The sequence below is a fragment of the Streptomyces canus genome, assembly GCF_030815415.1.
GTDB lineage: Bacteria > Actinomycetota > Actinomycetes > Streptomycetales > Streptomycetaceae > Streptomyces > Streptomyces canus_F.
Genome location: NZ_JAUSWW010000001.1, coordinates 975,530 through 988,071, shown reverse-complemented (window position 1 = coordinate 988,071; position 12,542 = coordinate 975,530). Strand labels below are relative to the sequence as shown.

Genomic DNA, 12,542 nt, shown 5'->3' with positions numbered 1-12,542 from the left:
CACCAGGCTGGAGATTCGGCGGTTGGTAGCCGGTGCTGACTCGGTTGGTCGAGGAGCCGGCTGCGGTCGACAATGCTGCACGGAGTGTCACGCGCCCGTTCTACGTATACGCCGTGCTCGCCAACACGCTGTTCCAGCGCGGCGTATTCGTCCTCTTCCTTTATCAGCGAGGCTTCTCCGCAGGGCAGGTGGCCCTACTGCAGACACTGCTCTACCTGGTCAGCGGAGTCGCGGAGTTGCCGACGGGAGTCATCGCCGACCGAATCGGCAGGCGTGCCAGCGTCGTGATCGGCCAGGTGCTGATGGCCGGATGTCTGCTCGGCCAGGCGGCGTTCTCCCACTACTGGGTGTTCCTGGCGCTGTTCATCGGGCAGGGCGTGGGCATGGCATGTGTGTCCGGCTCGGACACCGCCCTGCTGTACGACCTGCTCGTGCGTCGTGGTGCAACGGCCGGCTATGTGAAGATCAGGTCCCGGTTCACCATGCTCGGGACGGTCACCTCGGGAGCCGCCATCGTCCTCGGCGGCCAACTGCAGCAGGTTTCCTGGGGAGTTGTCTACGCCGGTTCGGCGGCGTGCCTCGCCCTGGCCGTGGTGGTGCTGATGTCACGGGTGCCCGAGATCCGGGGCGCCGACGCGGTGGACGAGCGGGAGGGGGCCGAGGGGCACGGCGACGCCTCGGCATGGCGGGCGATGCTTCGGGTCGCCACGCCGGCGCTCGTGACGCTTGTCGTGGTGTCCGGATTGATGCATGCGACGTTGACGCCGTACATCATTTTCACGCAGAAGACCCTCTCCGATCAGGGAGCGGGCACCGCCTGGGTCAGCGTGGTCATATCGGCGGGATTCTTCGTCGGCGGGCTCACTCCGCTGCTGTCGGACCGGGCGGACCGGCGCCTCGGGTATCGGGTCATCGTCCCGGTGTCCCTCCTGATGCTCGCCGCGGCACTTGGGCTGAGCGGCCTCGGCCTTGTCTGGGTGACTGTCGCCGCGTTTCTGGCCTTGGTCGGGATTCCCGAGATCACCGCCGTGATCGTGGACAACGTGTTCAACGAGGCCGTGCCGTCGCGCTACCGGGCGAGCCTGCTGTCGATGATTGCCTTCGTGGAGTCGGCACTCATCGGCATCGGCTATCTCATTCTCGGCACGCTCATGGACGGGCTGGGCTCCAGTGTGGGCATGGCCACCTACGCCGTGGTCCCGCTGCTGGCATGCCTCCTGTGGCTACCGGTGCTTTTCCGAGGGGCACGGGTGACCACCGGGTTCGAGAAGCCCGCCGACTGAAAGGCATCCTGAAACTGAGCGTCTCAAGGAACGTGCCGGTGGGCTCCGGAGACATCCGGAGCCCACCGGCACGGTGTTGAGCGGTGGGTTACCAGCGATACCAGCGGCCCCTGCGGCCACCTGTGTCCGCGGAGCGCATGACGAAGCCCAGCAGCCAGACGGCCAGCACGATGACCGCGATCCACCACAGTGCCTTCAGGGCGAAACCCGCACCGAAGAGGACCAGAGCCAGCAGAAGAACGAGAAGCAGGGGAACCATAGTTATCAACCTCCGTAGCTTCTAGTGCCCGGCGATTACAGGAACACACGGTCGATTTCCTTGGTTTATCCACTGCCAAGGCGGGCACTCAGCTCTGTTTCTCCCGGCGTTCACCTGGAACAGGGAACTGCGGCCCCCGGGATCGATGCAGGCCGGCAATTCATTCCCTGTCCAACGATTTCTCCGAACGTGTAGAGAGCGATGTTGGAATGCGGCACACGGGTGCGTCGATGGATGACGCGATAAATGCGAATCAAGCCCGTCTAATCCGTGGGAAGGCATGTGGTGTGACCGTGCTGAGCGGCTGTTCGCAGCGCGGTGACCTGGTCGAGGACGGTGCGGCCGGGGTAGCGCGTGGTGAAGGGTGAGTTGTGAGGTGTGCACGAGGGGTCCCTCCTGGCCGCGCGGGTTTGAGCCCGGGGCGGGATCGGGGTGGATGGCTGCACGCGAGGCGCGCAATCGCGGAGCAGTGCTCTACGCGGTTGGCGCCGGCTGTCTCACAGGGAACCCATGTGCAGGACGGTACGGCGCGACGACGAGAATGACAAGACGATACGTCTCGCCTTGTTGCGTGTCACTGACGTGGGCGACCCCGCAGGGGCGTGCGGTGGCCGGCCCACGTCATCTCCGGCATGGTCTTCCGGGCCCGCCGAGGGTCCTATGGGCCGTGCGGGCGGGAAGCAGGGCCGAACCGCCCTGGCGGAAGCGGCCCGCGCGACTACGTCAGCCCGCGGTCAGTGCCCGAGCCCTCCGATCCTGACGTACGAGAATCCCTCGCCCGTGCGTGGCGCCCGGGTCCAGGAGCAGGTCGTGAAGGTGTGAAGACTTCCTTGGGTCAGCGCGAATCGGGGCAGTGAGAGCCCGAGTTCGGTGTGCAGGGCTTCCAGCGCACGCAGTTCGCAGTCCAGCTCGGTGTCGTCCGGGCGGAACAGCCGTGCGGGATCCAGCGCGTCGGGTATCGCCCCGGAGTGCTCGATCTCCGTGCCCCGCACGGTGAACGCGTAGAGCTCCTCGCCCTGTTCGGACACCGACAGATGAAACGCGGCTGAGCGCTCACCCGGGGACGAGATCCTCGGGTCGCGCCACACCACCACGGCGCGGCCGGCCGAGGAGGCCCGTCGGGCGGGGGACAGGAACAGCTTGGTCAGATGGTGGTGGGAGTGGCCGTCGAAGGCGAAGGCCCACGCTTCGGCGGTGCGGCCGGCGGCGACCACGGGCCGGTCCTCCCAGAGTTCCACGCCTTCCCGCTCATGGGGCTTGCGTGCCTGCCAGGCCGCCCTGCGCGGATCCGTGGGCCCGCTCAGTTCGGCGCCTTCCTCGCCGATCAGGGCGGGCAGGCCGGCAGGGTCGATCCCCTCGACCCAGACACAGCGGTATCCGTCCAGCGACTGCCGGTTCGCCGTGGTCCCCGTCAGCCACGCGAGACCCGGCGGGTCGAGATCGGCGACCGGCTCCGGAACCGGTCCCGTCTGCCCGGACCGCGGTGTCGCGAGGATTTCCCGCCCACGCTCCGGTGTGACCAGCGGACCCAGGACCGGATCGGCGAGCAGGCCGATCGGGGCGAGCAGCGAGGGCCCGGGTGTCTCCCACTGCGGAAGCGCGTCCCGCAGCATCCGCCACGCGGCGTCGGTCGCTCCCCAGCGGGCCGCTTCCCGGGCCTCGGCGACGGCCTGCCCCCAGGGACCGGGAGGCGCGTAGTGATGGGTGCCGTCCCGCAGCGCGCCCAGTACGGCCTGGGCGGTCTCGCGGGCCGCCCCGCGCGCGGCCATCATTCCGAGCCAGTGGTCGTCGCCGCCCAGCCGCCATTCGCCGCGTGCCGGCGTCATGGCCTCCACGGGCAGGATCTCAGCCACATAGCGCGGGTCGTCGACCAGGTTGCCGTAATCTCGGGGGCTGCGCGGAGCCAGCAGATGCCGGAGCTGGTTCAGCAGGACGGCGCTGCCCGGCCGCCCGAAGGACCGTGCCTCCTCGAGCAGGGACAGTGCCACCTCGTACCGTCCCTGCAGGGCCAGCAGGACAGCGTCCTTCACGTGGGCGTCCCGGACGCGCGTGGTCGCGTTCACGAAGTCGGATCTGTGCGCCCGGTCGGCGTGGAAGCCGCGGTACATGGCTTCCATGTACGCGCGGAACGACGGGTAGCGGTCCGGCAGTTCACCGCCCCAGCCCTTGTAGAGATAGAGCGCCCACTCGCCGTCCTGGTCGGTGTCGCCCGGGTCGAGCAGCGCGTGCGACATGTCGGAGTCCGTCTCCAGCCGGAGTGCTCGTTGCCACATCCCGGCCAGCAGGACGTCCTCCTCGCGCGGGTTGTCGCCGAGGTTCTCCTCGTACAGCGGGGTCATGTCGTACGGGTCGCGGAACCAGTCGATGTCCGCGGCGCCGCCGAGCTGATAGACCCCGGCCGTCTGGTCGACGTGCCACCCGTCGCTCACGGCCAGGAACTCCCGGTAGGAGGCCGGCAGTCGCCGCCCCAGCCGCTCCTCGGCCGCGGCGATCACCGCCTCGTCCGCCCCGGGCCGGCCCAGGCCCGCGGTCTGTCCGTCGTCCTCGTCCTCTTCCTCGTCCAGGTCGTCGCGCGGGACCCACTCCTCCTGCCAACGTCCCAGGAACTCGTGCCAGTTGAAAGCCTCACCACTCATGTCCGGATGGTGTCACCCGGCACTGACAACGCCCGGTGCCACCTCCGGGCGTCTGCGCGGGGGTCACCAGCCGGTGCGCAGCAGATGGTTGAGGAGCAGGGCGAGCAGCGCCTGGGCGGCGAGCCAGGCACGGGGGTGGGGGAGGAAGGCGCACGCCGGGTACAGCCACAGCGCGAAGGGCAGCCAGATGCGTTCCGTCTCCGCCTTGCTCATGCCGGACAGGTCGGCGGCCAGCAGCGCGGCGAGCGCGGCGGCCACGAGAACGCCGAGGCGGACGTCGGCACGGCTGCCGGTGCGGTGTCGCAGCAGGAGCGCGCCCGTCCGCCGCAGGCCCGCCGCCGTCGCCAGGCCGGTGATCAGCACCGCGCACGCCAGGTTGGCCCACACCCAGTAGCCGTAGGGGCGGATGCCGCCCGCGCCCTGGTAGTAGCGCGTGACCAGCAGGTGGTACGCCTCCCACCAGTCGAACCCGGCGAACGTGAACGCCGTCGGCACCACGGCCGCTCCGACGAGCAGCGGCACCAGCACGGCCGGGCGCTCCCGCAGTTCCCGTCTGCCGAGCACCAGCACCGCGGCCCCGATCAGCGCGACGAGCGTCAGACCGTAGGACAGATAGCAGGTCAGGCCGAACAGCAGCCCCGAGCCCCACGCCCACCCCCAAGACCGCCGGGTGACCGCCAGGGCCAGCAGCGCCACCGCCCACGCGGCCACCGCCGCGAAGTACGCGTCGGCCGAGGTGCCCATCCACACGGCGGCCGGCGCCAGGACCAGGAACGGTGCGGCGTGCCGCGCCCGCCGTTCGTCGGCCAGCGCGCGGATCGTGACCAGTACGGCCACGCAGGCGGCCGCCCCGACCGTGATGCACCACGCCCCGGCCCAGCCGCCGCCCCGCAGCCCGATCCGGTCCAGCAGGACGAAGGTGAGCGTCGCGCCGGGCGGATGGCCGGCGACGTGGGCGGGCCAGTGGTCGGGGGAGCCGAGCAGGATGTGGTGGGTGAAGTCCCGCAGGGCGGCGTGGATGTCGTGGAAGCGGTCGATGACCTGGAGGTACTCGTAGCGCGTGGTGAGCCTGCGCGCTACGCCCCGGTGCCAGCCGTCGATCAGGGCGAGGGACCAGATCCACGCCATGGCCGTGGCCCAGGCCAGCGTGAGCAGGGCACGGAAGGGGAGCCGGGCGGCGAGAGCGGGGCCGTACACCACAGTCGCGGTCGCCACGAGGACGGCGGCCGGGGTGCCGGGACCCAGGTGGGGGTCCCAGAACGCCAGGAGCGGGGGCCAGTCGACGAACAGGGTGTGGTGCATGTGCTGGATGTACCGGCCGATGAGCACGGCGGCGGTCACCAGCGCTGCGGCGGCCCCGGCGGCGTACAGGTCACGGCGAGGGGAGCGGGTCACGCGGGGAACGCTAGGCGCGCCGGTCGGCCGTTTGCCGTCTCCCGGGCCGGACGTCAGCGTTTCGTCATGGGTTGCGCACCCTTTCCTGGGGCGTCGCGGGCCTACGGTCGGGCCATGCGCGACCCCGACATCCCACGCCTTTCCCTGCGAGCGGACCCACGGCTGCCGTCCTCGCCCGGTTTCTGGCGCAGTGCGCTGCGCGGCCCCTGGTTCACCTCGGTGCTGGGTCTGGTCCTGCTCGTCGGCATCACGGTGCTGTTCGTGACGGGACTGGTCTCCTACGCCGCCTACAACCCGGACCTGTCGCCGGTGAACGACAAGACCCCGGACAAGGGGCTCCTCGGCTTCTACCTCTTCTCCTGGCCGACCGGCCCGCACTGGCTGTACCGGCTCAACCAGGGCGTCCATGTCACCCTCGGCGTCACCCTGATCCCCGTACTGCTGGCCAAGCTGTGGTCGGTGGTGCCCAGGCTGTTCACCCTGCCGCCCGCCCGTTCCCTCACCCACGCCCTGGAACGGATCTCGCTGCTGCTCCTGGTCGGGGGAGGGCTGTTCGAGTTCGTGACGGGCGTGCTCAACGTCCAGCTCGACTACGTCTTCCCCGGCTCCTTCTATCGGCTGCACTTCTACGGCGCCTGGGTGTTCTTCGCCGCGTTCACCGCGCACGCGGTGCTGAAGCTGCCGATGGCGCTGCGGAATCTGCGGCAGCTGCGGGAGGAGCGCAATGACCTGGTCTCCCCGCGCCCCAACGAGCCGACCGTCTCCCGGCGGGGCGCCCTGTGGTTCGTCGGGGGCGGCTCGCTGCTGCTGTTCGCCACGACGGTGGGGCAGAGCTTCGACGGACCGCTGCGGCGCACCGCCCTGCTCGCACCGCACGGCGCCGGCGAGCCCGGCAGCGGCCCGAACGGCTTCCAGATCAACAAGACCGCCGCGTACGCCGGGATCAGCCCGGCACAGACGGGCGAGGACGCGTGGCGGCTCGTCGTCACCGGGCGCACCGGCACCGTCCGCCTCAGCCGGGCACAGCTCGCCGAACTGCCCCTGCACAGCGCCGCGTTGCCCATCGCCTGCGTGGAGGGCTGGTCGACCTCGGACCAGTGGTGGCGCGGGGTGCGACTGCGCGACCTGGCGGCGCTCGTCGGTTACGAGGACGACCCGCCGGACGTCTTCGTCGAATCCCTCCAGCAGCGCGGATCGTTCCGCAAGGCTGCCCTGCGCGCCAACCAGGTGGCCGATCCGCGGTCCCTGCTCGCCCTGTACGTCAACGGCGAGGAGCTGTCCCCCGACCACGGCCACCCGGCCCGGATCATCGTGCCCGCCGCGCCCGGTGTCCTGAACACCAAGTGGGTGGCCCGGCTGACCTTCGGAGACCTGTGATGCGCCGACCGCGGATTCCTGTCGGAAGTCCCTTTCAACTCCTGCTGCTCGCTTGCTCGTTCGCACTCGCCGCCTATGCGGGTGTGCGGCTCCTCGACGGCGACCGGTTCGGTGTGGCGCTGTGGTTGGTGGGAGCGGCCCTGCTGCACGACCTGGTGCTGCTTCCGGTGTACGCGGTGCTCGACCGGGTCGTGGTCCGCGGGCTCGGCGCGGCCGGCCGCCGCGAGTGGGTGATGTACGTGCGGGTGCCGGCCGCGCTGTCCGCGCTGCTTCTGCTGGTGTGGTTCCCGCTGATCAGCGGGATGGTGGACCGGCGTTACCGATCCGCCACCGGTCTGTCGCCGGATGGCTTCGCGGCGCGTTGGCTGCTGATCACCGCCGTGCTGTTCGCAGGGTCGGCGCTGTTGTTGGCGCTACGGCTGCGCAGCGCCGCGAAGCATCGTCCGCCCGCGGTCCACTGACCGGAAGGCCGCCAGCCCTGCGCGTGCGCGAGCAGGGCCCGCGTGCCGACCCGGGCCCAGGGGAAGGGGAGGTCGGCCTCACCGCTGTCGATGAGGCCGACTACCGCCACCTGCACACGCTCGTCGACCTCCACCGGTGCGGTCTCCGCGATCAGCAGGCCGCCGGGGCTGAGAAGGGCGGCCACGCGGTCCAGTAGGGCGCGTGGGTCACCGCCGATACCGACGTTGCCGTCCATGAGCAGGACGGTGTCCCAACGGCCCTCGCCGGGCAGCGGCTCGAAGACCGAGCGCCGCAGTGCCTGACCTCCGAGGCGCACGGTGTGCTCGACCGCGGCCTGGCTGACGTCGATGCCGAGGACGGTCCGGCCCCGGCCGGCGAGTTCCGCCACCAGCCGTCCGGGGCCGCAGCCCACGTCCAGCACGTTGCCCTCGCACCGGTCGAGCACGTCCCGGTCCACCTCATCGGCGCGGGCGCACCAGCGTTCCACCTCCAGCGGCAGCAGCCAGCCGTCGTCGCGGCGCAGGAACAGCGGGCCGCGCCCGGTGCGCAGGGCCGCGGCGTAGGGATCGGCACTCGCCCAGGCGCGAGGCGTGACGGGCGGGCTGCTCATCGGCGGGTGGCCGAACGCGCGGCGGACCCGGTACCTGATGGTGACCCGGGCCCCGCAGCGGCCGGCGCGCACCGGGCCAGCCGCGCCGCGAACCGTCCGTGCGGGGCCAGGGCGGCGACCGCCTCGGCGTCGGCGGCGGTGTCCACGTCCCGCAGCCGGGGCAGGTCCCGTACCCGCAGTCCGGCCGCGATGAGCCGCTCGCGCTGCACCGCCCCGGTCACCGGGGTCGACATAGGCACGCCCCGCAGCAGGTCGGGGTCGGGCTCGGCCAGTCCCAGCGCCCAGAAGCCGCCGTCCTCGGCCGGACCGAACAGGGCGTCGCAGTCGGCGAAGTCCGCGGCGAGCAGCGCGGGGGTCACCTGGGGCGTGTCCATGCCGATGAGCAGGGCCGGACCCGCACAGTGCGCGAAGGCGTCCGCCAGCCGCTCGTCCAGAGGGCCCGCGCACTGCCGTACGACCTCGAAGCCGGGCGGCAGCCAGGGTCCGGGCCTCCCGTCGAGGACGAGAAGGCGGCGGGAAGCGGGCGTGGCCGCCACGGCGCGCAGGGTGTCCGCGAGAGACGCCTCGGCCAGTGCCGCCGCCTGGCGCGGCGTGAACGGCGGGGTCAGCCGGGTCTTCACCCGCCCCGGCAGGGGTTCCTTGGCGATGACGAGAAGTGTGGTCACCGTGCGGCCCTCCCGTCGGCCAGCACCCGGCTCATGTCCCGCACGGCCTGCCAGGTGCCGCGCCAGGTGCCCGTCACCTTCGAGGCCCCGGTGCGCGGCAGGTAGGGCACGTCGTGTTCGGTGATCCGCCAGCCGGCGTCGGCGGCGCGGACGACCATCTGGAGCGGGTAGCCGCTGCGCCGGTCGGTGAGATCGAGGTCGAGCAGCGGCTTCCGGCGGGCGGCGCGCAGCGGGCCGAGGTCGTGCAGACGCAGCCCGGTGCGGCGGCGCAGCATGCGGGCGAGCGCGAGGTTGCCGGCGCGGGCGTGCGGGGGCCACGCGCCCCGGCCCTGCGGACGGCGCCGGCCGAGGACCAGGTCGGCCTCGCCGTTGAGGATCTCCCCGACGAAGGGCACGAGGAGCGAGGGGTCCAGGGAGGCGTCGCAGTCGCAGAAGCACACCACGTCGGCGGCGGCGGCGACGAGCCCGGCGTGGCAGGCAGCGCCGAAGCCCCGGCGCGGCTCGTGCACGACGGTCGCGCCGAGGGCGTCGGCGATGTGGGCGGAGCCGTCGGTGGAACCGTTGTCGACGACGAGGGCGCGCCAGCCCGGCGGGATCCGTTCGAGCACCCAGGGCAGGGCCTTGGCCTCGTTCAGACAGGGCAGCACCACGTCGACGTCGGAAGGTGTCGTTGTCACCGTTTCACCCTACGAACGAGAATCAGGCATAACGGACACCCGCTCCTTACGAAACGCGGACATCGAAGCCTGGGGAGCGCCCGGGCACCTCAACGGCGGCGGCGTGGTGCCAGGCTGGGGGCATGCAGCAGCCCTACCAGCACGAAGAGAGCGCGAGCGGTCCCACGCGGATCCTCGTGGTCGACGACGACCCCACCGTCGCCGAGGTCGTCGCCGGATACCTGGACCGCGCCGGCTATGTCGTCGACCGCGCCGACGACGGTCCGACGGCCCTCGACCGTGCCGCCGCGCACTGGCCCGACCTGGTCGTGCTCGATCTCATGCTGCCCGGCATGGACGGCCTGGAGGTCTGCCGCCGGATGCGCGGCCAGGGGCCGGTCCCGGTCATCATGCTCACCGCCCGAGGCGACGAGGACGACCGCATCCTGGGCCTGGAAGTGGGCGCCGACGACTACGTCACCAAGCCGTTCAGCCCCCGCGAACTGGTGCTGCGCGTGGAGTCGGTACTGCGTCGCAGCAGGCCCGCCACCCCCGGCGCACGGCTGGGCGCGGCGGGCCTGACCGTCGACCCCGCGGCCCGCCGGGCGGCCAAGAACGACACCGAACTCGCCCTCACCCTGCGTGAGTTCGACCTGCTCTCCTACTTCCTGCGGTATCCGGGACGGGCGTTCAGCCGCGAGGACCTGATGCGGGAGGTGTGGGGCTGGGACTTCGGCGATCTGTCGACCGTCACCGTCCACGTCCGCCGCCTGCGCGGCAAGGTCGAGGACGACCCGGCCCGCCCCCGCCTGATCCAGACGGTCTGGGGCGTGGGCTACCGCTTCGATCCCACGGGATCCACGGGAGAGGAGAGCGGATCGTGAACGACACGCTGCTGATAGCCCTGTACGCCTTCGCCGGCGCCGCCGCCACCGGGCTGGCCGGAGCGGCCGTACTGCGCGTGGTCCGGCGCCGCTCACTGACCGCGTCCCTGGCCGTGGTGGCGGCCGTCGGGATCGTCGCGATGCTGGCGGGCACGCTCGCCGTGGCCTGGGCGATGTTCCTGTCCCCGCACGACCTGACCGTCGTCACGACGGTCGTCGCGATGGCGGCCGTGGTCTCGCTGGCCACCGCGCTCCTCCTGGGCCGCTGGGTGGTCGCGCGCAGCCGTGAACTCGCCGTGGCGGCACGCTCCTTCGGCGACGGCGGGGACTTCGCCGCTCCCGACGTCCCCGCGACCGCCGAACTGGAACACCTGAGCCGGGAGTTGGCGGCCACCAGCGCCAGACTCGCCGAATCCCGCGAACGGGAAAGGGCGTTGGAGGCGTCCCGGCGCGAACTCGTCGCCTGGATCTCGCACGATCTGCGTACTCCGCTGGCCGGTCTGCGCGCCATGTCGGAGGCGCTGGAGGACGGCGTCGCCGCCGACCCCACCCGCTACCTCCGGCAGATGCGCACCGAGGTGGAACGCCTCAACGACATGGTCGGCGACCTCTTCGAACTCTCCCGCATCCACGCCGGCACGCTGCCGCTGTCCTACGCCCGCATCTCGCTCTACGACCTGATCGGCGACGCGCTGGCGGGAGCCGACCCGCTCGCCCGGGAGTACGGGGTGCGGCTGGTGGGCGGCCATGTCGAGATGCTGCCGGTCGAGGTGGACGCCAAGGAGATGAGCCGGGTCCTGGGCAACCTGCTGGTCAACGCCATTCGCCGGACCCCGGCCGACGGCACGGTCGCCGTCGCCGCCGAGCGCTCGCCCGAGGGAGTGGTGGTGTCGGTGACGGACGGCTGCGGCGGTATCCCCGACGAGGACCTCTCCCGCGTCTTCGACACCGGCTGGCGCGGCACGCACGCCCGCACGCCGCCGGCCGGAGCGGGCCTCGGGCTCGCCATCGTCCGGGGGATCGTCGAGGCGCACCAGGGGCGGGCCACCGTACGCAACATCCCCGGCGGCTGCCGCTTCGAGGTGGTGCTGCCCGCCGCCGCTTCCTGATGCGGGCAGCACCACCGGTCTGTGGCACCGCAGTTCTACACGGTGCGCATCCCGGCCCGCGCGAACTCCGCCATACCGTCCGCGAACCCGACCTCCGGCTTCCACCCCAGATCGGCCCGCAGCCGCGCGGAGTCGGCGGTGATGTGCCGTACGTCCCCGAGCCGGTACTCGCCCGTGACGACCGGCTCGGGCCCGCCGTACGCGGCGGCCAGGGCCCGCGCCATCTCGCCCACGGTGTGCGGGTCACCGCTGCCCGTGTTGTACGCCGTCAGCACACCCGCGGCCGGCGACGCCTGCAGCGCCGCCACGTTGGCCGCCGCCACGTCCCGCACATGCACGAAGTCCCGGCGCTGCGCCCCGTCCTCGAACACTCGCGGTCCCTCACCGCGGGCGAGCGCGGACCGGAAGAACGAGGCCACCCCGGCGTACGGCGTATCCCTGGGCATGCCCGGCCCGTACACGTTGTGATAGCGCAACGACACCGCCGAACCGCCGGTGCAGCGGGCCCAGGCGGCGGCCAGGTGCTCCTGGGCGAGCTTGGTCGTCGCGTACACGTTCCGCGGATCGGTCGCGGTGTCCTCGCCGACCAGACCGGGGGAGAGGTCCGCCCCGCACACCGGACACGGCGGCTCGAACCGCCCGGCGTCCAGGACGGCGACGGCACGCGGTCCGGGCCGTACGACACCGTGCCGCGGGCACTCGTAGCGCCCCTCCCCGTAGACCACCATCGACCCGGCGAGCACAAGACGCCCGATGCCGGCCTCGGCCATGGCGGCGAACAGCACGACGGTACCGAGGTCGTTGTGCGCCACGTACTGTGCCGCGTCGGCGACCCCGTTGCCGAGCCCGACCATGGCCGCCTGATGGCAGACGGCGTCCACACCGGCGAGCGCGCGGGCGACTGCAGGCGGATCGCGGACGTCGGCGCCGGGATCGGCCCGGACGTCGTACACGATCGGCTCGTGCCCGCGCGCCGCCAGCGCCTCGACGACATGGGACCCGATGAACCCGGCACCGCCGGTGACCAGTACACGCATACGGCCACGCTAGGCCCGGCGGAACGCGGAAGAGCGGGACAGCGCCCGCACGTCACGACTCCGTAAGAAGCCGAGGCCGCGTCGGACCGGGACACCCCACGACCCGCGCGCGACCTCGGTTCCGGAGCGCGGGGCGTCAGAGCAGCGCATCTGCCGTGACGGGCAGTTC

General features: G+C 71.9%; 11 protein-coding genes. 4 read left to right on the top strand and 7 right to left on the bottom strand.

Translation table 11 applies throughout. From position 1 onward, the window contains the following. Nucleotides 1-113: 113 nt before the first annotated feature. Nucleotides 114-1,283, top strand: coding sequence for an MFS transporter (locus QF037_RS04680; protein WP_307036984.1), 1,170 nt, complete (start codon nucleotides 114-116; stop codon nucleotides 1,281-1,283). 88 nt (nucleotides 1,284-1,371) lie between these two features. On the opposite strand, the gene QF037_RS04675 is transcribed toward QF037_RS04680, so the two are convergent. The 3 genes from QF037_RS04675 to QF037_RS04665 form a co-directional block, all read right to left on the bottom strand. After that, nucleotides 1,372-1,542, bottom strand: a complete 171-nt coding sequence (locus QF037_RS04675) for a hydrophobic protein (protein ID WP_307022079.1) — start codon at nucleotides 1,540-1,542, stop codon at nucleotides 1,372-1,374. A gap of 734 nt (nucleotides 1,543-2,276) precedes the next feature. Beyond that, nucleotides 2,277-4,178, bottom strand: coding sequence for an SMI1/KNR4 family protein (locus tag QF037_RS04670; RefSeq protein ID WP_307022077.1), 1,902 nt, complete (start codon nucleotides 4,176-4,178; stop codon nucleotides 2,277-2,279). Between the two features lie 63 nt (nucleotides 4,179-4,241). After that, nucleotides 4,242-5,573, bottom strand: coding sequence for a hypothetical protein (locus QF037_RS04665; protein ID WP_307022076.1), 1,332 nt, complete (start codon nucleotides 5,571-5,573; stop codon nucleotides 4,242-4,244). Nucleotides 5,574-5,687: 114 nt separating this feature from the next. Here QF037_RS04665 and QF037_RS04660 point away from each other — a divergent pair, with 114 nt between their 5' ends. Beyond that, nucleotides 5,688-6,950, top strand: a complete 1,263-nt coding sequence (locus tag QF037_RS04660; RefSeq protein WP_307022074.1) for a molybdopterin-dependent oxidoreductase — start codon at nucleotides 5,688-5,690, stop codon at nucleotides 6,948-6,950. Nucleotides 6,951-7,266: 316 nt separating this feature from the next. Here the strand turns inward: QF037_RS04660 and QF037_RS04655 are convergent, their stop codons facing one another. Genes QF037_RS04655 through QF037_RS04645 form a run of 3 tightly spaced genes read right to left on the bottom strand, consistent with a single transcriptional unit; the run spans nucleotide 7,267 to nucleotide 9,364 of the window. Continuing rightward, nucleotides 7,267-8,022, bottom strand: coding sequence for a class I SAM-dependent methyltransferase (locus QF037_RS04655; RefSeq protein ID WP_307022073.1), 756 nt, complete (start codon nucleotides 8,020-8,022; stop codon nucleotides 7,267-7,269). Then, nucleotides 8,019-8,687 carry a TIGR04282 family arsenosugar biosynthesis glycosyltransferase gene (locus tag QF037_RS04650; protein WP_307022071.1) on the bottom strand — a complete coding sequence of 223 codons (669 nt, stop codon included), beginning with the start codon at nucleotides 8,685-8,687 and terminating at the stop codon, nucleotides 8,019-8,021. Before QF037_RS04650 ends, QF037_RS04655 begins: the two co-directional genes overlap by 4 nt. Continuing rightward, entirely contained in the window at nucleotides 8,684-9,364 is a 681-nt protein-coding gene (locus tag QF037_RS04645; RefSeq protein WP_307022068.1) for a glycosyltransferase family 2 protein, read from the bottom strand. Before QF037_RS04645 ends, QF037_RS04650 begins: the two co-directional genes overlap by 4 nt. A gap of 122 nt (nucleotides 9,365-9,486) precedes the next feature. Between QF037_RS04645 and QF037_RS04640 the strand changes: the two genes are divergently transcribed. Then, nucleotides 9,487-10,227, top strand: coding sequence for a response regulator transcription factor (locus tag QF037_RS04640; RefSeq protein WP_307022066.1), 741 nt, complete (start codon nucleotides 9,487-9,489; stop codon nucleotides 10,225-10,227). Further along, entirely contained in the window at nucleotides 10,224-11,336 is a 1,113-nt protein-coding gene (locus QF037_RS04635) for a sensor histidine kinase (protein ID WP_307022064.1), read from the top strand. Before QF037_RS04640 ends, QF037_RS04635 begins: the two co-directional genes overlap by 4 nt. A gap of 35 nt (nucleotides 11,337-11,371) precedes the next feature. Here the strand turns inward: QF037_RS04635 and QF037_RS04630 are convergent, their stop codons facing one another. Then, nucleotides 11,372-12,373: an NAD-dependent epimerase/dehydratase family protein gene (locus QF037_RS04630; protein ID WP_307022062.1), complete on the bottom strand. Its 1,002-nt coding sequence runs from the start codon at nucleotides 12,371-12,373 to the stop codon at nucleotides 11,372-11,374. Nucleotides 12,374-12,542 lie beyond the last annotated feature (169 nt).